Origin of the sequence: Streptomyces sp. NPDC090088 (genome assembly GCF_044747345.1) — a bacterium.
Lineage (GTDB): Bacteria > Actinomycetota > Actinomycetes > Streptomycetales > Streptomycetaceae > Streptomyces.
Genome location: NZ_JBIVDZ010000007.1, coordinates 639,607 through 659,636, shown reverse-complemented (window position 1 = coordinate 659,636; position 20,030 = coordinate 639,607). Strand labels below are relative to the sequence as shown.

19 protein-coding genes are annotated in these 20,030 nt (G+C 72.0%); 11 read left to right on the top strand and 8 right to left on the bottom strand.

Annotated elements, in window-relative coordinates:
* Positions 1 to 153 precede the first annotated feature (153 nt).
* Complete coding sequence (locus tag ACIPSJ_RS33840; protein WP_359227192.1) at positions 154 to 1,122, bottom strand: SCO0930 family lipoprotein; 969 nt, start codon at positions 1,120 to 1,122, stop codon at positions 154 to 156.
* Positions 1,123 to 1,876: 754 nt separating this feature from the next.
* On the opposite strand from ACIPSJ_RS33840, the gene ACIPSJ_RS33835 reads away from it, so the two are divergent.
* From ACIPSJ_RS33835 to ACIPSJ_RS33825, 3 genes are all read left to right on the top strand, one after another.
* On the top strand, positions 1,877 to 2,005 hold the full coding sequence (locus ACIPSJ_RS33835) for a hypothetical protein (protein WP_359227190.1): 129 nt from the start codon (positions 1,877 to 1,879) through the stop codon (positions 2,003 to 2,005).
* 31 nt (positions 2,006 to 2,036) lie between these two features.
* A complete protein-coding gene (locus ACIPSJ_RS33830; RefSeq protein ID WP_359227188.1) occupies positions 2,037 to 2,801 on the top strand; it encodes a DUF4239 domain-containing protein in 765 nt (254 codons plus the stop codon).
* 208 nt (positions 2,802 to 3,009) lie between these two features.
* A complete protein-coding gene (locus ACIPSJ_RS33825; RefSeq protein WP_401351488.1) occupies positions 3,010 to 3,681 on the top strand; it encodes a hypothetical protein in 672 nt (223 codons plus the stop codon).
* A gap of 80 nt (positions 3,682 to 3,761) precedes the next feature.
* Here the strand turns inward: ACIPSJ_RS33825 and ACIPSJ_RS33820 are convergent, their stop codons facing one another.
* Positions 3,762 to 4,640, bottom strand: a complete 879-nt coding sequence (locus ACIPSJ_RS33820; protein ID WP_401351486.1) for a hypothetical protein — start codon at positions 4,638 to 4,640, stop codon at positions 3,762 to 3,764.
* A 335-nt stretch (positions 4,641 to 4,975) separates the two neighbouring features.
* On the opposite strand from ACIPSJ_RS33820, the gene ACIPSJ_RS33815 reads away from it, so the two are divergent.
* Positions 4,976 to 5,650 carry a class F sortase gene (locus tag ACIPSJ_RS33815; protein WP_359227183.1) on the top strand — a complete coding sequence of 225 codons (675 nt, stop codon included), beginning with the start codon at positions 4,976 to 4,978 and terminating at the stop codon, positions 5,648 to 5,650.
* A 27-nt stretch (positions 5,651 to 5,677) separates the two neighbouring features.
* On the opposite strand, the gene ACIPSJ_RS33810 is transcribed toward ACIPSJ_RS33815, so the two are convergent.
* The gene (locus tag ACIPSJ_RS33810; RefSeq protein WP_401351484.1) at positions 5,678 to 6,511 is read right to left on the bottom strand and encodes a polysaccharide deacetylase family protein; all 834 of its coding nucleotides are present in this window, start codon (positions 6,509 to 6,511) and stop codon (positions 5,678 to 5,680) included.
* A gap of 123 nt (positions 6,512 to 6,634) precedes the next feature.
* The gene (gene lysX, locus ACIPSJ_RS33805; protein WP_401351482.1) at positions 6,635 to 9,913 is read right to left on the bottom strand and encodes a bifunctional lysylphosphatidylglycerol synthetase/lysine--tRNA ligase LysX; all 3,279 of its coding nucleotides are present in this window, start codon (positions 9,911 to 9,913) and stop codon (positions 6,635 to 6,637) included.
* Positions 9,914 to 10,165: 252 nt separating this feature from the next.
* Between lysX and ACIPSJ_RS33800 the strand changes: the two genes are divergently transcribed.
* Entirely contained in the window at positions 10,166 to 10,621 is a 456-nt protein-coding gene (locus ACIPSJ_RS33800) for a universal stress protein (RefSeq protein ID WP_365683273.1), read from the top strand.
* Here the strand turns inward: ACIPSJ_RS33800 and ACIPSJ_RS33795 are convergent.
* Positions 10,557 to 11,810 (bottom strand): MFS transporter, encoded by a 1,254-nt coding sequence (locus tag ACIPSJ_RS33795; protein ID WP_401351480.1) that lies wholly within the window; start codon positions 11,808 to 11,810, stop codon positions 10,557 to 10,559. The two genes, ACIPSJ_RS33800 and ACIPSJ_RS33795, sit on opposite strands and share 65 nt — an antisense overlap.
* A gap of 102 nt (positions 11,811 to 11,912) precedes the next feature.
* On the opposite strand from ACIPSJ_RS33795, the gene ACIPSJ_RS33790 reads away from it, so the two are divergent.
* Both ACIPSJ_RS33790 and ACIPSJ_RS33785 read left to right on the top strand, forming a co-directional pair.
* Positions 11,913 to 12,857, top strand: a complete 945-nt coding sequence (locus tag ACIPSJ_RS33790; RefSeq protein ID WP_401351479.1) for a LysR family transcriptional regulator — start codon at positions 11,913 to 11,915, stop codon at positions 12,855 to 12,857.
* Positions 12,858 to 12,917: 60 nt separating this feature from the next.
* Positions 12,918 to 14,330 (top strand): amino acid permease, encoded by a 1,413-nt coding sequence (locus ACIPSJ_RS33785; protein WP_401351477.1) that lies wholly within the window; start codon positions 12,918 to 12,920, stop codon positions 14,328 to 14,330.
* Here the strand turns inward: ACIPSJ_RS33785 and ACIPSJ_RS33780 are convergent.
* On the bottom strand, positions 14,327 to 15,142 hold the full coding sequence (locus ACIPSJ_RS33780) for an alpha/beta fold hydrolase (RefSeq protein WP_401351475.1): 816 nt from the start codon (positions 15,140 to 15,142) through the stop codon (positions 14,327 to 14,329). The two genes, ACIPSJ_RS33785 and ACIPSJ_RS33780, sit on opposite strands and share 4 nt — an antisense overlap.
* A 73-nt stretch (positions 15,143 to 15,215) precedes the next feature.
* Between ACIPSJ_RS33780 and ACIPSJ_RS33775 the strand changes: the two genes are divergently transcribed.
* On the top strand, positions 15,216 to 15,689 hold the full coding sequence (locus ACIPSJ_RS33775; RefSeq protein ID WP_401351473.1) for a MarR family winged helix-turn-helix transcriptional regulator: 474 nt from the start codon (positions 15,216 to 15,218) through the stop codon (positions 15,687 to 15,689).
* Between the two features lie 6 nt (positions 15,690 to 15,695).
* On the opposite strand, the gene ACIPSJ_RS33770 is transcribed toward ACIPSJ_RS33775, so the two are convergent.
* A complete protein-coding gene (locus ACIPSJ_RS33770) occupies positions 15,696 to 16,847 on the bottom strand; it encodes a CapA family protein (protein WP_359225741.1) in 1,152 nt (383 codons plus the stop codon).
* A gap of 221 nt (positions 16,848 to 17,068) precedes the next feature.
* Here ACIPSJ_RS33770 and ACIPSJ_RS33765 point away from each other — a divergent pair, with 221 nt between their 5' ends.
* The 3 genes from ACIPSJ_RS33765 to ACIPSJ_RS33755 all read left to right on the top strand — a co-directional run bounded on the left by ACIPSJ_RS33765 (position 17,069) and on the right by ACIPSJ_RS33755 (position 19,130).
* Positions 17,069 to 17,665 carry a sigma-70 family RNA polymerase sigma factor gene (locus ACIPSJ_RS33765; RefSeq protein WP_401351471.1) on the top strand — a complete coding sequence of 199 codons (597 nt, stop codon included), beginning with the start codon at positions 17,069 to 17,071 and terminating at the stop codon, positions 17,663 to 17,665.
* A 144-nt stretch (positions 17,666 to 17,809) separates the two neighbouring features.
* Complete coding sequence (locus ACIPSJ_RS33760) at positions 17,810 to 18,325, top strand: hypothetical protein (RefSeq protein WP_355711101.1); 516 nt, start codon at positions 17,810 to 17,812, stop codon at positions 18,323 to 18,325.
* Between the two features lie 148 nt (positions 18,326 to 18,473).
* Positions 18,474 to 19,130, top strand: coding sequence for a zf-HC2 domain-containing protein (locus tag ACIPSJ_RS33755; protein ID WP_359225735.1), 657 nt, complete (start codon positions 18,474 to 18,476; stop codon positions 19,128 to 19,130).
* A gap of 7 nt (positions 19,131 to 19,137) precedes the next feature.
* Here the strand turns inward: ACIPSJ_RS33755 and ACIPSJ_RS33750 are convergent, their stop codons facing one another.
* The gene (locus tag ACIPSJ_RS33750) at positions 19,138 to 20,001 is read right to left on the bottom strand and encodes a DNA-formamidopyrimidine glycosylase family protein (RefSeq protein WP_359225733.1); all 864 of its coding nucleotides are present in this window, start codon (positions 19,999 to 20,001) and stop codon (positions 19,138 to 19,140) included.
* Positions 20,002 to 20,030: the final 29 nt, after the last annotated feature.

Sequence of the window (20,030 nt, the reverse complement as noted above, 5' to 3'; positions counted from 1 at the left end):
GAAGGAGCCCGCCCCCTCCGTGCGGTGTGGAGGGGGCGGGCGGTCGTACGCGCCGTTGTGTCGTCGTCCGGGACTCTCGCTGGCCTCTGCCCTCCCTTCCGCGATGCGCGAATGTGGATATGGGCGGGGCGATCAACCCTGGGGAGGTGATCCCTAATTGCTCGGCGCGCCGACCAGCTTTCCTTCGGGCGAGACGGCGTACCAGGTGCCGCCGACGCCCTGACCGTTGGTGTCCCCGGCCTTCGCGTCACCGGAGAAGGTGTAGATCGGCCAGCAGTCGACCGTCTGCTGCTTCTCGCCGTTGTCGGGGCGGGTGAAGCCCATCAGGCCCTTCTTGACGATGCCCTTGGTGTCGTCCGAGGAGACCTCGCCGACGGCCGGCCACTTGGCCAGGCAGTCACCGGTGCAGTTCGAGACGACCTTGGGCCACGCCTTGTCCTTGATGAAGCGGTAGACCGTCATGCCGTTCTTGTCGACGACGATGTCGCCGAGCTTGGCGTCCTTGCGCACGGAGAGGCCGGGCAGGTCGGCCAGGGTGGCCTTCTTGCCGTCGGGGGCCAGTGCGAACCACTTGCCGCCCACGCCCTGGCCGTTGACGTCACCGGCGTTGACGTCCTTGGCGTAGCGGTACACCGGCCAGCCGCCCACGGTCAGCTGCTTGCTGCCGTCGGTGCGGGTGACCTCACCGAGCAGCGCCTTGTCGATCCCCGCGCCGGCCGCGGCGTCGTCGGCGGGAACCGGCGGCCAGGTGGTCGCGCAGTCGCCGTCGCAGTTCGACTTCGGCGGGTTCGCGGTGTCCGCGTCGAAGCGGTAGAGGGTCAGACCGCTGCCGTCGGTCAGCACATTGCCCAGGTCGGGGTTGCTGGCAACGGTCAGCTTGCCCGCGGGCTGCACCGCGGCCGGGGAGCTGGAGGCCTGGCTGCCGTCGGCGCCGTAGCCGTTGCCCGCGCCGGTGGAGGCGGACGGGTCGGTGATGCTGCCGATCCCGGCCGGCGCCGTGGCACCCACGTTCTGCGCCGCCGAGGACGGGGTGGTCGTGTTGTCCTGACCGCACGCCGTCGTCAGCGCCAGCACGCCCGCGGCCGTGGCCACCAAAGAGGCGCTCCTCCAGGAGGTCTTCATTTCCAACTCCCCATAATCGCCTGGATATTGCAGCGCCTCTGCGCCGCCGCACGACACCAGGTACGGATGCTGGGGGCCGGAGTGTTCAACGGGCGCACAAATTTCTTTCGGGACACTGTGGCCGCGGGCCCCGTCCCGCACGGGCGTACGCTTCGCGCCAATCGACGGCCGGTCTGATTCAAACCGGTTTACGCCGCCTGTCCCCCGTTCGGGCCAATCCATCCGTACTCCGGCGTGCGACGGCGCCCGACGCCTCATGATCTCCGTCGTGCATGCACCCGAAGCGACCCGAGTCGCGCCCGCTCCAAGGGTGTTGGCCCTGCTGGCGCTGACGTGGACCCTGGTGGGCTGCCCGGTCGGCACGGCGTCGGCCGACGCCTGCGCCTACGCGTCGACGGGCCCCGACGGCATCCACGCCGTGGCCGTCGCCGGCGACTCCTGGCCCACTCCCCCGCCCTGTCCGCCTCCCACCCCGCCACCGTGCCCCACACCCACTCCGACGCCCACCCCTGCACCGACACCCACACCGACTCCCACCCCGCCGCCGAAACCGCCCCCCAAGCCCAGGCCGACCCCCAAGCCCAAGCCGCCGGCCCCGGCACCACCACCGCCGCCCCGGCGGGCACCGGCCCCCAAGCCGACACCCACACCCACCCCGCCACCGGCCCCCCGGCCCGCGCCACGACCTGCGCCGACGCCGACGCCGACCCCCACCTCGCCGCCCAAGCCCACCCCGCGGCCCTCACCGACCCCGGTGGTCTACCCGCCGTACCACGTCCGGTCGACCGGTGCGACGGCCCCGAACCGCACCTCTCCGGTCACCTACGTCCTGCTCATCGCCGTACCCGCGATCATCGCCGTCGCCGCGTTCCGCGCGCGCTGACGGCCGCCGCACCGAATTCTGGAGGCTTCCGTTGCCGGATTGGCTTGTTCTCGTCCTCGCGATGCTCGCGGCCTGCGCCGTGGTGGTCATCATCACCCTCGTACGGCACAAGACGGCGGCGGAGGACGAGGATCCCTCCGAGACGCCGGACGTCATCGAGTACATGACCATGTGGATCGGCGTCATCTACGCCATCGTGCTCGGTCTGGCGGTGGCCGGGGTGTGGGAGGCCCGCAGCGCCGCCCAGGACCATGTACAGGCGGAGGCGCAGGCGCTGCACGAGATCTACGAGCGGGTACGGGTGTATCCGCCCGACGTCCGTGACCGGATCCGGGCGGACGTGGACGCCTACGCGAAACAGGTCGTCGACAAGGAGTGGAAGGTGATGGCCCACAAGGGCCGGCTGACCCCGCAGGGGGCCGAGCTGCTCGCGAAGATCCGCGAGGACGTCACCGACTACGAGCCGAAGACCGACTTCCAGGCGCAGGCCTACCAGCCGCTGGTGGACCAGGTGGCCGCGGTCGACCAGTCGCGCAGCGCCCGGGCCGACTCGACGGGGGCGACCATGCCGAACGTGGTGTGGTTCGGCCTGCTGACCGGGGCCGTGGTCACCATCGGCATGGTGTTCGCCCTGCAGATCAGGCGCACCCGGCGCGAGCTGATCCTGGCGGGGCTGTTCTCCGCGACCATCACCTTCATGCTCTTCCTGATCTGGGACTTCGACGAGCCCTACAGCCGGGGCATCACGGCGACCTCGCAGCCCTTCCTGAACCTCTTCCCGCACCTCAGGGGATAGCGGCCGCGCCCGCACGCCACGGGCCGCCCGGGGGAACCGCACCGCGCCACGCCGTCGATGTCCCCTGGGCGGCCCAGTCGTCTCACCCGTTCGACCGACTACGTTCGCGCGCGTGTGCGGATGTTCCTAGCGTTCCGAACATCGAGGTGCATTTCCGGCACAGGCGGAACAGGTCCGCATGCTGCTCCTCGGGACCGGAGGAACCACCATGCGCGCGATACGCGTCGCTTCGGCCGCACTGCTGGGCGTCGGCGCCCTCGTCCTCTCCGCTCCGGCCGCCCACGCGACCGACGGCGGCTGCCGGGCCGCCACGACGGTCACCTCCGGCCTGTTCGGTACGGTCCTGATCCCGCCGGAGCAGGGCGCGGGGGCCCTGAACTCCGGGTCGCGGGCCCTGTACCCGATGCTGTTCACCTGCGCCGGGCTCAGCGCCCCGGCCGAACCGGCCCGCGCGGCAAGCGGTTCGGACGGACACGAGAGCGGAAACGGGAACGACCACGGGACCAGCCACGAGAACGGCCGTGGCGACGACCAGACAGGCGGCCGGACCGACGACCAGACCGGTGACCGCACGGACGGCCGGACCGACGACGACGGCGGCAGCAGCGGTACCGACGGCGGCCGGACCGAGGACAGCGGCACCGGCAGCGACAGCGACAGCGACAGCGACAGCGACAGCGACAGCGACAGCGGTACGAACGGCCGTGAGGAGCTCAACCCGCAGCCGCTTCCGCCCAGTCGCGGTGTGCAGGCCGGTGAGGGCGGCAGCTTCGGGGGGTTCGACCTGAAGGAGATCGGGCTCGGCGCGGCGCTCGTCGTGGGCGCGGTCGGTACGGCGTACCGCGTCTCGCGCAGGCCGTCCGCCGAGGACGGCGCCTGACCGTCACCCGGCCGCGCGGGTCTTCCCTCCGGCCCCCTCGGCGGGGACGGGAGCGAAGACCCGCTGACGGCGCGCGGCGGTCAGACGCGCTTCTCGTGCCGGCGGCGCAGCCAGAACCCGCAGCCGGCCAGCACGGACACGCCCACCAGCCCGCCGCCGATCGCCATGTCGGCCGGGGTGGCGCCGTCGGAGACACTGCCGCCGAGCCCGCCGCGCACCCCGCCGAGCACGGAGAAGGCGGCCGGCCGGGTCAGGGTCCGGCCGTTGTCGCAGCGGACCGTCAGGTCGTAGGGGCCGGGGCGGGCGTCCCGGTCGATGGTGGCGACACCGCGGGCCATCTCGCCGCCGAACGGGAACAGCGACGTGGTGCGGAAGGCGCGGGAGGACATGACGCCGCTGCGGCAGCCGTTGACGGTGACGGTGAGCCGGGCGCCGCTGGAGATCACGCTCGGCTGGGCGACGATGTTGCGCACGCCGTTGCCCCGGCCGCCGAAGTCGTCGAACCGACCGTCGTCCCCGCGGCCGCCGAAGTCGTCGAAGCCCTCGTTGCCCCGTCCGCCGAAGCCGTCGTTCCCCCGGCCGTTGTCGAACCCGTTGCCGCCCCGGCCGCCGAACCCTTCGTTGCCCCGTCCGCCGAAGCCTTCGTTGCCCCGTCCGCCGTAGCCGTTGTTGAACCCGTTGCCGCCGACGCCGAAGCCGGGAACGACGACGCCGGGGACCGCCGCGATGCCCGGGGCGACCCCGACACCGCCGACTCCGACGCCGGGAGCGACCCCGACGCCGCCGACTCCGGGGGCGACGCCGGTCCCCGGGGCGACGCCCGTCCCTCCGACGACCGGGGCCTGGGTGTTGGCCGGGCCGCCGCCGTTGCCCATGCCGTCCGCGACGGCCACGGGGGCGGCGGCTCCGAGTACGGCGACCACTGTGCACGCGGCCGCCAGGGCACGTGAGTTTCGCATCTCTTCCTCCGCGGAAGGCGCCCCGGGAACCGTCCCCGGAAGATCGGCGAGAAAGCACCTCCCGGATAGACCCTCAGATGCCCTGAACACGCCCGCATTTCGAGAATGGTCCGTCCTGGTGAGGGGACACGCCGTCAGAAAAGCGCACAATCGGATATTGCCGCAGGTCACGGACCGTCAGAAAAATCCTGTGAACGGCAACTCGGATGGCGCACCGGAATGCGCGCGGGCCACCCGTTCGCCCGTCGCCCCGTCGCCGCTCGCGCGCGCGGGACTTAGCGTTTCCCCATGCGCGACACGGAGATCGCGACGGCCGCGTCGAGAGGGGAAGGCGAATGTCCGCGTCCGAACTTTCCGAGCTGGCCGAAGAGGAGGAACGGCGCAGAAAGCGTGCCCCCTGGGGCGTGATAGCGCTGGTTCTGCTGACCGGTCTGGCACTCATCCGCAACGGCTCGGGAGAGTTCGACACCGGTCCGCCGCAGCCGGCGTCGGCGGCCGCCCCGGACAGTCGTACCACGGTCCCGGACACCTTCGCCACGGCATCCGCGACGCTCCCCTACTCGCCGGCGAACCACATCAGGATCGCCTCGATCCGGGTCGACGCGCCCGTGATGCCGGTGGGCCTGGACGCCGACGGCTGGATCGCGGCGCCGCCGCCGGACGACCCCAATCTGGCCGGCTGGTTCAACGGGGGTGTCTCGCCCGGGGAGAAGGGCACGTCCGTCGTCGTGGGCCATGTGGACAACACGAAGGGCCCGGCGGTCTTCTACGGACTCGGTTCCCTGAAGAAGGGGAACAAGGTCGAGATCGACCGCGCCGACGGACGGACCGCGGTGTTCGAGATCTACGGCATCGAGGTCTTCGCGAAGGCCGATTTCCCCGGCGACCGGGTCTACGGTTCCAAGGGCACGCCGGAGTTGCGGGTCATCACCTGCGGCGGCGGTTTCTCGAAGCAGAACGGCTACGACGGGAACGTGGTGGTCTTCGCCCGCCTGGTGGAGGTCCGCTGAGGCCGCCACCGGGCGGGCGAGGACCCGTCAGACCCGGCGGCGCGGCACGGTCAGGTGATAGCCGTTGTCCAGCAGGTGGGGCAGGTACTCGCGCAGGGCCTTGACGCTCTGCGAGCGGTCGCCCCCGGCGTCGTGGGAGAGGACCACGACACCGGGGGCGGCGCCGTTCTCGATCGTGTCGACGATGGTGCGGGTGCCCGGGACGGTCCAGTCGGTGCTGTCCACGGTCCAGGCCATCGGCTCCATGCCCATCTCGGCGCCGAGCTGGAAGGCCGCGCGGTTCCAGGCGCCGTAGGGGGCGCGGAACCACTGGGGACGCTCGCCGTAGGTGTCCTCGATGGCGTCGCTGGTGCTCACCATCTCGTCGCGGATCTCGCTGCGGTTCAGCGTGGTCAGCAGCGGATGCGTCCAGGTGTGGTTGCCCACGACATGGCCCTCGTCGGCCATCCGGGCGACCAGCTCCCGGTTCACGACGATGCACTCCCCGCACAGGAAGAACATCGCCCGCACGTCGTACTTGGCGAGGGTGTCCAGGATGTGCGGGGTGTAGTTCGGGTTGGGACCGTCGTCGAAGGTGAGCATCATGCGCTTGCCGCTGCCGTCGATCTCCGTGATGGGTTGCCTGCGGACCTTGAGCCTGCCCGGCCTGGTGGGCGGCGGCCCGTATCCGGTGAGCGGCTGGAGCCGGAAGGCGGAGGACTTGAGCGCCTGGCGGGGCGGCGGTCCGGCGGCGGCCGCCACGGTGCCGGCCGCCTCCTCGCCGTCGCTCGCCACCACGACCCCCGCGGTGGCCGCGGCCCCGAGTGCGGCGGCGGAGGCGAGCAGCAGCCGGCGGCGGGTGAACAACTGATCCTTCTGCATGACTCATCAGTCGCCCGGCCGGGGTCCGGCGCACCACATCGACACCGGTGCGGCGGCAGGAAAGCACCCGCACGGCCCAGAGCCGGAAGGTTTCAGCAGCCCGTTCGCGCGAACCTCGGCGGCTCAGCGGCGGCGGACCAGCGGGAACGGCAGCGTCTCACGGATGGTCAGGCCGGTGAGGAACATGACCAGCCGGTCGACGCCGAGGCCGAGCCCGCCGGTGGGCGGCATCGCGTACTCGAGGGCGTCGAGGAAGTCCTCGTCGAGTTCCATCGCCTCGGGGTCCCCGCCGGCGGCGAGCAGCGACTGGGCGGTGAGCCGGCGGCGCTGTTCGACCGGGTCGGTCAGCTCGGAGTAGGCGGTGCCGAGTTCGGTGCCGAAGGCGACCAGGTCCCAGCGTTCGGCGAGCCGCGGGTCGGTGCGGTGCTGCCGGGTGAGCGGGGAGACGTCGGTCGGGAAGTCCTTGTAGAAGGTGGGCAGCCCGGTCCGCGCCTCCACCAGCCGCTCGTACATCTCCAGGACGACGTCGCCCGGCCCGTCGTCGCCGGTGTACGGCACCCCGACGCGGTCGCAGTGCCGGTGCAGCCGGAGCAGTTCGGTGCCGGGGCCGATCTCCTCGCCCAGCGCCTCCGAGATGGCCCCGTACACGGTCTTGACCGGCCAGGCGCCCGAGATGTCGTGTTCCAGCCCGTCCTTGCGGGCCACCGGGGCGCCGAAGGCGGCGGTCGCGGCGCCCTGGACCAGTTCGCGGGCCAGGTCGAGCATCACGTCGTAGTCGGCGTACGCCTGGTAGGCCTCCAGCATCGTGAACTCGGGGTTGTGTTTGTAGGAGACGCCCTCGTTGCGGAAGGTGCGGCCGAGTTCGAAGACCCTCTCCATCCCGCCGACGCACAGCCGCTTCAGGTAGAGCTCGGGGGCGATGCGCAGGTGGAGGTCGAGGTCGTAGGCGTTGATGTGGGTGCTGAACGGGCGGGCGTTGGCGCCGCCGTGGATCTGCTGGAGCATCGGGGTCTCGACCTCCAGGTAGCCACGGTCCAGGAGGCCCTGGCGCAGCGCCTGTACGGCGGTGGAGCGGGCCCGGACGACGGCCCGGGCGGCGGGGCTGGTGGCGAGGTCGAGGTAGCGGCGGCGGACCTTTGCCTCGGGGTCGGCGAGGCCGCGGTACTTGTCGGGCAGCGGGCGCAGGCACTTGGCGGTGAGCTGCCAGTCGGTGACGAAGAGGGTGGGCTCGCCCCGGTCGCTGACGCCGGCCCGGCCGGTCGCGGTGATCTGGTCGCCGATGTCGGTGTCGGCGGTGAACCGGTCGAGGACGGCCCCGGATCGGTCCCGGGTGAGGGCGAGCTGGTGGTCGCCGGACCAGTCGCGCAGCACGGCGAAGACGATGCCGCCGAAGTCGCGGACCAGCATGATCCGTCCGGCGACGGTGGCCGTCTCGCCCTCGCGCAGGTCGGCGAGGGCACGGGTGGGCCGTACCGTCGCCACCGGGTAGGGGTCGACGCCCGCCGCGCGCAGCCGGTCCAGGGTCCGGCGGCGGACGCGGAACTGCTCGGGCAGCTCGCTGTCCCGGCCACCGGGCCCGGCCCCCTCCCCTCCGTCGGGACCGGGCACCGGCGAAGACGGCGGCCCCTCCGGGAGCGCGGGCCGCGGTCCGGTCTTCGGGTGCCCCTTTCCCCAGAGTTTGCGCAAGGACGGTACGGAGACGAAGCCTTCGGCGATTCCGGAGGCGAGGCCGACCCGGGCGAGGGAGCCTGCATCGCCGTAGCAGAGGAAGCGCGGGTACCACTCGGGGTGGTACTTGGCGTTGGAGCGGTACAGGGCCTCCAGCTGCCACCAGCGGGAGAAGAACAGCAGCAGCCGGCGCCACATCCGCAGCACCGGACCGGCGCCGATGCGGGCGCCCTCCTCGAAGACCGAGCGGAAGACGGCGAAGTTCAGCGAGACGCGGCGGACGCCCAGTTTGGGGGCGGCCGCGCACAGGTCGGCGACCATGAACTCCATGACCCCGTTGGGGGCGGCCCGGTCACGGCGCATCAGGTCGAGGGAGACGCCGTCGCCGCCCCAGGGCACGAAGGAGAGCAGGGCGAGCAGCCGGCCGTCCTCCGCGAGGGCCTCGACCAGCAGGCAGTCGCCGTCGGCGGGGTCGCCCAGCCGGTCCAGGGCCATGGAGAAGCCGCGCTCGGTCTCGGTGTCTCGCCAGGCATCGGCCTTGTCGACGACCTCCTCCATCTCCGCCTCGGTGAGGGTGGCGTGCCGGCGCACCCGGCAGGTGGCTCCGGTGCGGCGGACCCGGTTGACGGCCTGCCGGGTGACCCGCATCTCGCGGCCGCCGAGGTCGAAGGCGGCGACGTGCAGGATCGCCTCGTCGCCGAGCTGGAGGGCGCCGAGTCCGGCGCGGACGTAGGCCCGGGCGCCGTCCTCGGAGGCGCCCATCACCGCGGGCACCCAGGCGTGCCGGCGGGCGCGGTCCAGCCAGGCGGCGACGGCGTGCGGCCAGGCCTCCGGATCGCCGACGGGGTCGCCGCTGGCCAGGCAGACGCCGGCCTCGACGCGGTAGGTGACGGCGGCCTTGCCGCTGGCCGAGAAGACCACGGCCTTGTCGCGGCGGGTGGCGAAGTAGCCGAGGGAGTCCCGGTCGCCGTAGGCCTTGAGGAGGGCGCGGATGCGGGCCTCCTCGTCGCCGTGCAGGGCGGCCTCCAGGCGCTGCGAACGGAACAGGGTGGCGGCGGCGTTGAGCAGCGCCAGGGCGCCGAAGAGGCCGAGGAGGAAGGCGACGAAGCGGGGCGGGCGGCCGCCGTAGCTGTAGCCGGAGACCAGGCCGCCGCAGACCCGGTCGGCGGCCCAGGCCAGGTGCTGGCCGTGCGGCAGGGAGCCGGGGAAGAGCGAGACCAGGCCCCAGCCGGCCAGGATCGCCACGAGCAGCCCCACCACGAGGACACCGAGGGCCCGGCGTACGGCGGCCTTGCGGGAGGCGGCGTAGAACTCCCGTCTCGCCACGATCAGCAGGGCGAGGGCGAGTCCGCACACCACCAATGAGCTGAACGGGTACCAGTCGAAGCCGAAGGCGACCGTCAGGACGTCGGCCAGCACCAGCAGGCCGAGGTAGATCACCACCAGCCACCAGGCGACCTTCTTGCGGGCAGCGGTGGCGCCGCCGAGCAGGAACAGGAAGACGGCGTAGGCCAGATTGGGGCTGACCGGCACGACGACGGCGTTCAGGAAGTGCACCACCGGATGGAGCAGTACGCGCAGCGGGGCGACGAAGGAGAGCAGCGCGCACAGCAGGGCGAGGGCGCCGAAGAACGTCCCGAAGGCTTCCGGAACCCAGGACAACCGCCTGCCGCGGGGCGGGCGTATCGGGCCCGCCGGCTCCCTGCTGGTGGCGGGCTCCGCGGCGGCAGTCATGCCTCCGACTCTAGGAAGGGGGCGGCGGGCCCGCCCGTCGAGCGACCTCGGCCGCCGTACGGGTGCGGGCCCGGTGGGGGCTGGTCGCGCAGTTCCCCGCGCCCCTTTCAGGGGCGTCCACCTGGCGCCCCTTCAGGGGCGCGGGGAACTGCGCGAGCAACCACCCACAACCCGCACCCGGACGGCGCACGGCTGACCCGGCGGGAGGCCCCGGGCACTGACCGGACCTGCGGATTCCGATAGCCTCGGAGGGTGGCGGAACAACACCAGTTCGAGCGGGGCACGGACGGCCCCAAGGTCATCGTCGTCGGGGTGGACGGCTCGGACTCCTCGTGGCGCGCGGCGTCGTACGCAGCCGGTCTGGCCCGGCGCCAGCACGCGCTGCTCGCCATCGTGTACGTGCAGCCGGTGCTGGCGGCCGGGGCGGCGCTCGGCGCTCCGGTGGCGGAGACGACCGACGAGATCGCGGAGGGCCTGGTCGCCGAGATCAGGGACGCGACCGAGCGGCTCAAGGGGATATTCGAGGTGCGCTGGGAGTTCCACACCTTCCGCGGTGACGCCTACAACGGCATGGTGAAGGCGGCCGACGAACTGAAGGCGGACGCGGTCGTGGTGGGCGCCTCGGAGCAGGCCGGCCACCGTTTCATCGGCTCGGTCGCGATCCGTCTGGTGAAGGCGGGACGGTGGCCGGTGACGGTGGTGCCGTAACCTCTCGGGGTTCCCGCAGGAGCAGCACCGGGGTCGCGAGGAGCAGGACTCCGGCGACGGCGATCGCGGTGCGCGGCCCGGTGAGCGTCGCCAGCAGACCCCACAGCGCGGTCAGGACGGCCGTGGTGGCCTTGCCGGTGATCGACCAGGCGGACAGGGTGCGGGCGACCCGGTCGTCCGGGGTGCACTCCAGACGGCGGGTGACGTACACCGGGTTGTAGACGCCGGAGCTGGTGATCACCCCGAACTCGACGGCCATCACCAGCAGCAGGCCGGGCAGCCCGGGCCCGACGAAGGCCAGCCCCACCGGCCAGACGGCCCGCAGCACACCCGCGGTGCGCAGTACCCGCAGCTGTCCGTACCGGGCGACGAGCGGGCGGGCCAGCCGGGAGCCGAGGAGACCGCCGAGGCAGGGCACGGCGAAGGCGAGGCCGTACTGCCAGGGGGCGAAGCCCAGCGTGCCGAGCATCAGGACGGCCAGCGGTGGTGTGGCGACCATGATCAGGGCGTTGCCCGCGAGGTTGTTGAAGAAAAGCGGCCGCAGCGCCGGGCTGGAGAGGATGTGCCGCCAGCCGTCGAGCAGGTCGGTGGCGCGCAGCCGCTCCACCCGGGTGTGCTCGGGGCGGGGCTCGCCGCCGCCGACGGCCCGGATGCCGAGGGCCGACAGCAGGAAGCTGACCGCGTTCGCGACGACCGTGGTGACCGGCCCGAACAGGCCGATCGCGGCGCCGCCGAGCGGTGGTCCGAGGATCAGCGCGGTCCAGTTGGTGGACTCGAACCGGGAGTTCGCGGTGAGCAGCCGGTCGGCCGGGACCAGGCGCTTGAGGAAGGCGCCGGAGGCCGCGTTGAAGGTGATGTCGGCGGCCGCCACCACGACGGACACGAGCAGCATCTGGCCGAGCCCGAGGCCGCCGAGCGCGTAGGCGACCGGGATGGTGAGCAGCGCGGCGAACCTGAGCAGGTCCATGCCGATCATCACGGGGCGCTTGCGCCGGAACTCCACCCACGGCCCGAGCGGCACCGCCGCCACGGCGCCGACGGCGGGCCCGGTCGCGGCGAGCAGCGCCACCTCGGCGGATCCGGCGTGCAGCGCGATGACCGCGATCACCGAGAACGCGTCGAAGGCGAGATAGGTGCCGAGCGCACTCGCCGAGTACGCGGCCCACAGCCACCCGAACCGCCGTCCCATGCACAACCTCCCGTTGACCCGGGACATGAAAACGTGCAGGTGGCCGCCGAATCAAACAACTGCCGGGCGCTCTGCCACAACCACGGGTTGTACGGTGACGACGTGGACCTCAAGGCAGTGCGCACCTTCGTCACCGTGGCCGACTCGGGGCAGTTCCAGGAGGCCGCCGCCGTCCTGGCGATCACCCAGCAGGCGGTCTCCAAGCGGATCGCGGCGCTGGAGAAGGAGCTGGGCGTGCGGCTGTTCGTGCGGACCGGCCGGGGCGCCGCCCTGACCGTCGACGGCGACACCTTCCTGCCGTACGCCCGTGAGCTGCTGCTGGCCGAGGAGCGCGCGATGGCCTCGGTGCGGCCGGGGCGGCAGGCCCTGCGGGTCGACGTGGTCGGCGCGCGGCTGGCCCCGGCCGCGCTGCTGCGCGACTTCCACCAGGCGCACCCGGAGATCGCCCTGGACGTCGTCACCCTCTTCGACGTGGACTCGGCGCTCACCGCCCTGCGCTCCGGGTCGGTCGACGCCTCCTTCCGCGCCGTCGCCATGCCCGGCCGGCCGCTGCCGAGGGGCGTGGAGGCCGTCCGGGTGTACGACGAGCCCGTGCAGCTGCTCACCGGCCCGGGGCACGCCCTGGCCGGGCGCGGGTCGGTCTCGCCCGGGGAGCTGGCCGGGCACCGGATCTGGATGCCGGGGCTGGTGGACGGCACCGAGTGGGCCGCCTACTACGCCTCGCTGGCCGCCGAGTTCGGGCTCACCATCGACTCCTCGGGCCCCAACTTCACCGGGGCGGTGCAGGACGCGGTCGCCGCCTCCGACACGCTGGCGACCCTGGTGAGCGAGCGGACCCGGCTGGTCTGGCCGGACGCCCACGACCTGCGCCGCATCCCGCTGGCCGACCCGACCCCGGTCTACCCGCACTCCCTGCTGTGGTCGACCGCCAACCCGCATCCGGGGCTCGCCGCGCTGCGCGCCCATCTGGCCGACGCGCGGCCGGCGCCCACCGGTGCCCGGACCTGGACTCCCCACTGGGCTTTGCGTGGCGCCTTCCGTCCGTGACGCGCCTGGGCCATCATGATCGGCCGTCAGCCGTTCGCGATCGGCGAAGAGGTGAGGCACATGGCCAAGCTCCGCATGGGTGAAGGAATTCTCCGTCGCAAACCCATCGAACACATCGAGGAGACGGAGGTCGCCGAGGGCCCCCGGCTCGACCGGTCGCTGGGGCTGGTCCAGCTGACGGCGATCGGCGTGGGCGGCATCATCGGCGCGGGCATCTTCACCCTCGCCGGCACCGTGGCCAACGAGACGGCCGGTCCCGCCGTCCTGGTCTCCTTCCTCATCGCCGGTCTGGCGAGCGCCTGCGCCGCGCTGTCGTACGCCGAGTTCGCCGGGCTGATCCCGAAGGCGGGGTCGGCGTACACGTACGGCTACGCGGTGCTCGGCGAGTTCGCGGGCTGGTTCATCGGCTGGGACCTGCTCCTGGAGTACACGGCGATCGTGGCGGTGGTCGCGATCGGCATCTCCGGGTACTTCGGCTTCCTGGTCGAGGAGATGGGGGCGAACCTGCCGGACTGGATGCTGGGCGCACCTGGCACCGGGGCGGGCCACCGGGTGGACCTGTTCGCCGCCGTGCTCTGTCTGCTGATCGCCTACCTGCTGAACCGGGGCATCCGCAGCGCGGCCCGCTTCGAGACGTTCGTGGTGGTGCTCAAGGTCCTCGTGGTGCTGCTGGTGATCGGGGTCGGCGTGTTCCACATCAGCACGGCGAACTACCACCCCTTCTTCCCCTTCGGCGTCAGCGGCGCGTTCACCGGGGCGGCGACGGTGTTCTTCGCGGTCTTCGGGTACGACGCGATGTCGACGGCGGCCGAGGAGTCCAAGGACGCCCAGCGGCACATGCCGAAGGCGATCATCTACTCGCTGGCGATCTCGATGGTGCTCTACGTGGCGGCCTGTCTGGTGCTGACCGGCATGCAGAACTACAAGGACATCGACCCGGAGAGCGGCTTCTCGACGGCGTTCAAGTCGGTGGGGCTGAGCGGGCTCGCCGATGTGATCGCGGTGGGCGCGATCATCGGCATCCTCACGGTCATGTTCACGTTCATGCTGGGAGTGACCCGGGTGTGGTTCGCCATGTCCAGGGACGGGCTGCTGCCCGCGTGGTTCGCGAAGACCCACCCGACGCGGCACGTGCCGACCCGGGTGACCTGGATCGTCGGGGTGGCGTCGGCGCTGCTCGCCGGGTTCGTGCCGATCGGCGAGGCGGCCGAGCTCACCAACATCGGCATCCTGCTGGCGTTCGTGGTGGTGTGCGTGGCGGTGATCGTGCTGCGCTACCGGCAGCCCGAGCTGCCGCGCTCCTTCCGCACGCCGTGGATGCCGTTCGTGCCTGCGCTGGGTGTGGTCTTCTCCATCTGGCTGATCACGTTCCTGAAGTGGGAGACCTGGGTGCGGTTCGCCGTCTGGTTCGTGGTCGGGTGCGTGATCTACTTCGGCTACTCGTACAAGAGGTCGCGGCTGGCCGGGCGTTAGAGCGCGCGGAGGAAGTCGAGCAGGAGGGCGTTGAAGACCTCCGGCTTCTCCAGGTTCGGATAGTGGCCGACTCCTTCGACGACCTCGGCGCGGCCGTCCGGGACCTCGCGGGCGAGGCGCTCGGCGGCGGCGAGCAGGTCGGCGGGTTCCAGGCCGCCGTTGACCGCGAGCACCGGGACGTCGATCTCGGGCACCCGGGGCCAGGAGTCGGTCACCTGGACGTGGTGGTTCGGCTCGCCGGGGGTGTGCTTGGAGATCGTGTGCAGGGCCATCTCCCGCAGTCGGCGCGGGATGTCCGGGTCGAGGTCGGCGACGGCCCGGTGCTCGCCCGCCACGCCCCGCAGGAAGGCGTCGAGCCAGCCCTCGATGTCACCGGCGCCGAGAGTGCGGGCGTTCTCGGCCTGGAGGCCCTTGTGCCAGCAGTCGGTGTACTGGAAGTCGCCGGTGACGGCACCGCAGGTGACCACCGCGCGGACCAGTTCCGGGTGTTCCAGCACGGTGTCGGTCGCGATCACGCCGCCCATGGACAGGCCGACGAGCACGGCGGGCCCGGCGTCGAGCCGACGCAGCAGTTCGGCGAGGTCGTCGGCCCAGCGGAAGGGCCTGCTCGCGTTGGCGGACCGGCCGTGGCCGCGCACGTCGGGGGCGATGACCCGGTACCCGGCGGCGAGCGCCGGGATCTGCCGATGCCAGACGCCGTGGTCGACGTACCCGGAGTGGAGCAGGACCACCGGGTCGCCGGAGCCGGTGTCGAGGTAGGCGAGGTCGCCGTCGGAGGACGGGAGGAAGCGGAGGTCCGCTGCACCATTCATGACAACCAAGGTGTCATCTTCCCGGGATTTTGACAACCGAGTTGTCATGATGGCCGGGGTGCATGATGGCCGGGTGAACGACATCGACAAGCCCCTCCCCCCGGACGAGCTGGGCGACCGCATCACCGAGGTGTTCGATCTGATCGGCCCGCTCTACCGGCGCGCCTTCCGCAAGATCGAGCAGGGCGAGCAGATCGAGGGGGCCTCCGTCGGCGTGCGCTCCGTGCTGGACCTGCTGCGCCGGTACGAGCCCATGACGGTCCCGCAGATGGGCCGGATCATGGCGCTGAGCCGGCAGTTCGTGCAGCGCACGGTGAACGACGCGGTGGCGCGCGGCTGGGCGGAGGTGACCCCCAACCCGGCGCACCAGCGCTCCTCCCTGATCCGGCTCACCGACGAGGGCCGGGCCGTCATCACCGCCGTCCTCGCCCGCGAGCACGCCCTGAACCGGCAGGTCGGCGGCGATCTGACCGACGCCGAGATCACGGCGTGCGTGCGGGTGCTGAAGCAGCTGCTGAGGACGTTCGACCACGTGGACGTGGAGTGAGGGCCGCTACTCCCCCATCACCAGGCCGTCCTTCTCGGCCCCGCGGCTGAGCACGATGTCCCGGATGCTGTCGCGGGCAGCGGTGTAGTCGGCGCCCTGGGCGATGGCCGCGTTGAGGTCGACGACCCGGCCCGCGTCCAGGTCGTACAGCTGCGGGACGAACTCGGCCTTGGCCACCTCCCAGCGGCCGCCCGGGCGCGCGGGCGGGGCGAAGGTGAAGCGGGCGAGGGTGGACTCGTTGCCGCGCGGGTCCTGGCGGCCCTGGCTGTTGTACATCTCGCCGGCGATCTGGTCGCCGAGGCTGTAGACCACCCAGGTGCCGTTGATCTTCTCGTACGCCTGCGGGATGTGGGCGTGGGTGCCGAGGATCAGGTCGATGTCGGGGCGGCCGCCGGTGCGTGACGCGGTGAGTTGCTTGGCGAGGGTGAGCTGCTGCTGGTCCGGGGCGTCCTTGCCCTCGGTGCCCCAGTGCACGGAGACCACGACCACGTCGGCGCCGGCCTTCCGGGCGGCGCGGGCGTCGCCGAGGACGCGGTTCTCGTCGAGCAGGGCGACCGCCCAGGGTTGTCCCGGCGGCAGCGAGTTGCCGTTGACGTCGAAGGTGTACGAGAGGTGGGCGACCCGGGCGCGGCCCGCGGTCAGCAGGGTGAGGGTGCCCGCCTCGGACTCGGTGCGGGCGGTGCCCGCGTGTCTGAGGCCCACCTGGTCCATGACGGCGAGGGTGCGCTGGACACCGGCGAAGCCGTCGTCCAGGGCGCGGTCGGAGGCGGTGGAGCAGCCGTCGTAGCCGGCCGCGGCCAGTGCCTGGACGAGCTGCGGCGGCGAGGTGCGGCCGGACTCGTCGCCGACCGTGCCGGAGACGGTCGCCAGGTGACAGAGCGCCAGGTCGGCGCGGGAGACCACGGGTTGGACGCCGGCGAGCATCGGGCCGAAGTCGTGGCCGTTGCCGCCCGCGTCGAGGTTCGCGTGGTCGATCGCGGACTTCTGCGGCAGCACGTCCCCGGAGGCGACGAGAGTGAAGCGGCCGGCGGCCGCCACCGACGGTGCCGGTGGGCCGGGCGGAGCGCCGCCCTCCTGCCGCTCGTGGTTCTGGCAGGCGGCCGCGGTGGCGAGGAGGGCGGTCAGGGCCAGGGCCGCCTGTCGTCTGCGATTGATCATCAGGAGCACCCCAGAGTCGCAAGGCTCGTCCTATTTACAGATCAATGGGTACGAAGGTGAGCGGGACCGCAAACAACTCAGGCGCCCCGATTGACCCATCCGGGTCGGGTACGGGGGGTGACGGACCGTTCGTCGCACCGTTCGCCGACGCGATCGACCGTCCGCCGCAGATCCCTGTGCGGCCCCTGTCCCCCGGCCCGGCCCTGCGATGCCATACGGCCATGACGGCCGGAACAACCCTTTCCCATGGGCTTCCCCAAGGGCTTCCCCACGGACTTCCTCACGGACTTCCCCACGGGACGACGACCGCCGAGCACGAGCTCGCCGCGCTCCAGCGCGAGCACGGCCGACCCCTCTTCGCGCTGCTGCTGCGGCTCAGCGACGGGGACCGGCAGCGGGCCGAGGACCTCGTCCAGGAGACCCTCGTACGCGCCTGGCAGCATCCCGAGGCGCTGCGCGCCGACGCCTTCGACTCCGTACGGCCCTGGCTGCTGACGGTCGGCAGGCGGCTCGCCATCGACGCGCGCCGGGCCCGGCAGGCCCGGCCGCCCGAGGTGCCCGACGCGGTGCTGGAGAACACCCGGGCCGTCGGCGACCACGCCGAACGCGCCGCCGCGGCGCTGGACGTGCGGGAGGCTGTGAAGACTCTCACTCCCGAACACCGTGAAGTCCTGGTGCTGGTGTACTTCCAGGGGGCGAGTGTGGCGGAGGCCGCCGAGGCCCTGGGCATCCCACCCGGTACCGTGAAATCGCGCGCTTACTACGCGCTGCGCGCCCTGCGCCGGGTCCTACCCGGTTACGCACCCGACCTGCGATGAAACCGTAAGCCAGGTCAAACCTCGGTAAAGCGCCTTGCTGAGGACCGTGTTTGAGCAATCAGCTGTCTTCATCCGTGTTCCGCACCGGGAGAGGGACGGACCCGGGGTCGGGGCCACGCGCGCACCGGAGGAAGGCAGGACGGGATGCTGCACAGAGGTCAAGAGAGCACGGACGGGGCCGGGAGCGGGGAACTCGCGGTCCCGATGGCGTGGTTGTACGCCGAGTACATCGCCGACGAGCTGCTGCGCACCGGCGATCTCATGCCACCGACGTCCTTCGAGTTCCGGGCCGGCCGTGACGCGCTGGCGCTGACCATCTTTCTCTCCGACACGGACGGCGAACTGTCGGGCATCCGGGTCGTCTCCCAGTTGGAGAACTGGCTTTCGCTCACGGCGTACGACCAGCCGTGGCAGGAGTGGGTCGCGGAACGTATGAACGGATTGAGCGCCGAGGCCGTCCGGTCGGGCGGCCCGTCACCGGACCTGGATCTGGCCGAGGCCGCCTGGCGCTGGCTGGAGGAGACGGAGCTGCTCGCGCCCGATCTGGACGCGGTGCCGGGCGGTGGTTCGGTCTTCGGCGAGGACGACGGACCGAAGGTGTGGACCCCCGCCTGGCGGCTCGGTCTGCCCCTCGGGCATCTCGCCATCCATCTTTTTTGATTCAGGACCAATCCGCGGGCCCGGCCGCTCCGAATCCGTTGATTACGATTCTGTACGTGGCTTGAGTGAAACGGCTGCCGACTGCGTACGGGTGGGGGCAAGGAACAACGAGTGACCCCACCCCCACCCTTCGGCACGAGGATTCGTCATGAGGTCCCTGGAAAGGCATCGCGACGTCGGCGCGTACGCGCTCGGCGTGCTGGACGAGGCGGAGGCCTTCCGCTTCGAGGACCACCTCATGGAGTGCCCTCGTTGCGCGGCACACGTGACTGAATTCGGCCCCGCGGCACGGCAGTTGATGCTGTACCGCCGGGCCACGCCGCGCTTCGTGCACCCCATGGCCCAGCCGGGACCCCGCCTGCTGGACCGGTTGCTGGCCGAGGTCGCCACCCGGCACCGCGCCAAGCGCCGCCGGCTGCTCTACGGCCTCGCCGCCTCCGTGGTGTTCGCGGTCGCCGGGCCCGGCATCGCGAGCTACGTCGGCCACGACACCGCCCCGACCGTGCAGGTCGCGGCGACCACCGACGCGCAGTCGGGCGTGTGGGCGCAGGTGAAGGCGGCGGACACCGACTCGGGCACCGACATCGAGCTGCAGGTGAAGGACGCGGACGGGCCGCGCTCCTGCCGGCTGATCGCGATCGGCCGGGACGGCTCCGAGCAGATCGTGACCACCTGGGCCGAGCGGGACCACGACGCCCGGGTGAGCACCATGACGGGCGGCTCCTCGATGCACCCCGACGAGATCGACCACTACGAGGTGCGCAACGCCGACGGGCAGCGCCTCGTGAGCATCGACCCCAAATGACCGGCGGCTACTTGAGCAGCCGGGACATCCGGCGGTCCGCGAGCGGCTTGCCACCGGTCTGGCAGGTCGGGCAGTACTGCAGCGAGGAGTCGCTGAAGGACACCTCGCGGATGGTGTCGCCGCAGACCGGACAGGGCTCGCCGGTCCGGCCGTGGACCCGCAGCCCGCTCTTCTTCTCCGCCTTGAGCCGGCCCGCCGCCAGGCCGTGGGAGCGCTCCACCGCCTCGGCGAGGGTGGTGCGCAGTGCCTCGTACAGCCCGTGGACCTCCTCGGGCGTCAGCGACGCGGCCAGCTTGAACGGGGACATCCTCGCGGCGTGCAGGATCTCGTCGCTGTAGGCGTTGCCCACCCCGGCGATCAGGCTCTGGTCGCGCAGGGCGCCCTTGAGCTGCCGCCGCTCGTCCTTCAGCAGGGCGGCGAGCCGGGCCTCGTCGAAGTCGGCGGCGAGCGGGTCGGGACCGAGCCGGGCGATGCCCGGGACCTCCCGCGGATCCCGTACGACGTACACGGCGAGCTTCTTCTGGGTGCCGGCCTCGGTGAGGTCGAAGCCCGCACCGGTCTCCAGCGCCACCCGTAGCGCCAGCGGGCCCTTTCCGGGCCGGGGCGGACCGTCCGGCAGCCGGTCCTTCCACTGGAGCCAGCCCGCGCGGGCCAGATGGGTGACGAACCGCAGCCCGCCGTCGGCCTCGACGTCCAGGAACTTGCCGTGCCGGTGCACGGCGACGACCTCGCGGCCCTCGAAGGCGGTGACCGGAGGGTCGTACGTCTTCAGGACACTGATGGCGACCGGCAGGACGCGCACGACCTCGTGGCCGACCAGGTTCTCGGTCAGGAAGTCCTTGAGCGCTTCGACCTCGGGCAGTTCGGGCATGCGTCCAGAGTGCCACCCGGGGCTCCCGG

Excerpts from the sequence above, each read along its gene's own strand:
- ACIPSJ_RS33840 (WP_359227192.1), bottom strand. The coding sequence starts at position 1,122 with ATGAAGACCTCCTGGAGGAGCGCCTCTTTGGTGGCCACGGCCGCGGGC.
- ACIPSJ_RS33825 (WP_401351488.1), top strand. The coding sequence starts at position 3,010 with ATGCGCGCGATACGCGTCGCTTCGGCCGCACTGCTGGGCGTCGGCGCC.
- ACIPSJ_RS33820 (WP_401351486.1), bottom strand. The coding sequence starts at position 4,640 with ATGCGAAACTCACGTGCCCTGGCGGCCGCGTGCACAGTGGTCGCCGTA.
- ACIPSJ_RS33815 (WP_359227183.1), top strand. The coding sequence starts at position 4,976 with ATGTCCGCGTCCGAACTTTCCGAGCTGGCCGAAGAGGAGGAACGGCGC.
- ACIPSJ_RS33810 (WP_401351484.1), bottom strand. The coding sequence starts at position 6,511 with ATGCAGAAGGATCAGTTGTTCACCCGCCGCCGGCTGCTGCTCGCCTCC.
- lysX (WP_401351482.1), bottom strand. The coding sequence starts at position 9,913 with ATGACTGCCGCCGCGGAGCCCGCCACCAGCAGGGAGCCGGCGGGCCCG.
- ACIPSJ_RS33795 (WP_401351480.1), bottom strand. The coding sequence starts at position 11,810 with ATGGGACGGCGGTTCGGGTGGCTGTGGGCCGCGTACTCGGCGAGTGCG.
- ACIPSJ_RS33785 (WP_401351477.1), top strand. The coding sequence starts at position 12,918 with ATGGCCAAGCTCCGCATGGGTGAAGGAATTCTCCGTCGCAAACCCATC.
- ACIPSJ_RS33780 (WP_401351475.1), bottom strand. The coding sequence starts at position 15,142 with ATGAATGGTGCAGCGGACCTCCGCTTCCTCCCGTCCTCCGACGGCGAC.
- ACIPSJ_RS33770 (WP_359225741.1), bottom strand. The coding sequence starts at position 16,847 with ATGATCAATCGCAGACGACAGGCGGCCCTGGCCCTGACCGCCCTCCTC.
- ACIPSJ_RS33765 (WP_401351471.1), top strand. The coding sequence starts at position 17,069 with ATGACGGCCGGAACAACCCTTTCCCATGGGCTTCCCCAAGGGCTTCCC.
- ACIPSJ_RS33760 (WP_355711101.1), top strand. The coding sequence starts at position 17,810 with ATGCTGCACAGAGGTCAAGAGAGCACGGACGGGGCCGGGAGCGGGGAA.
- ACIPSJ_RS33755 (WP_359225735.1), top strand. The coding sequence starts at position 18,474 with ATGAGGTCCCTGGAAAGGCATCGCGACGTCGGCGCGTACGCGCTCGGC.
- ACIPSJ_RS33750 (WP_359225733.1), bottom strand. The coding sequence starts at position 20,001 with ATGCCCGAACTGCCCGAGGTCGAAGCGCTCAAGGACTTCCTGACCGAG.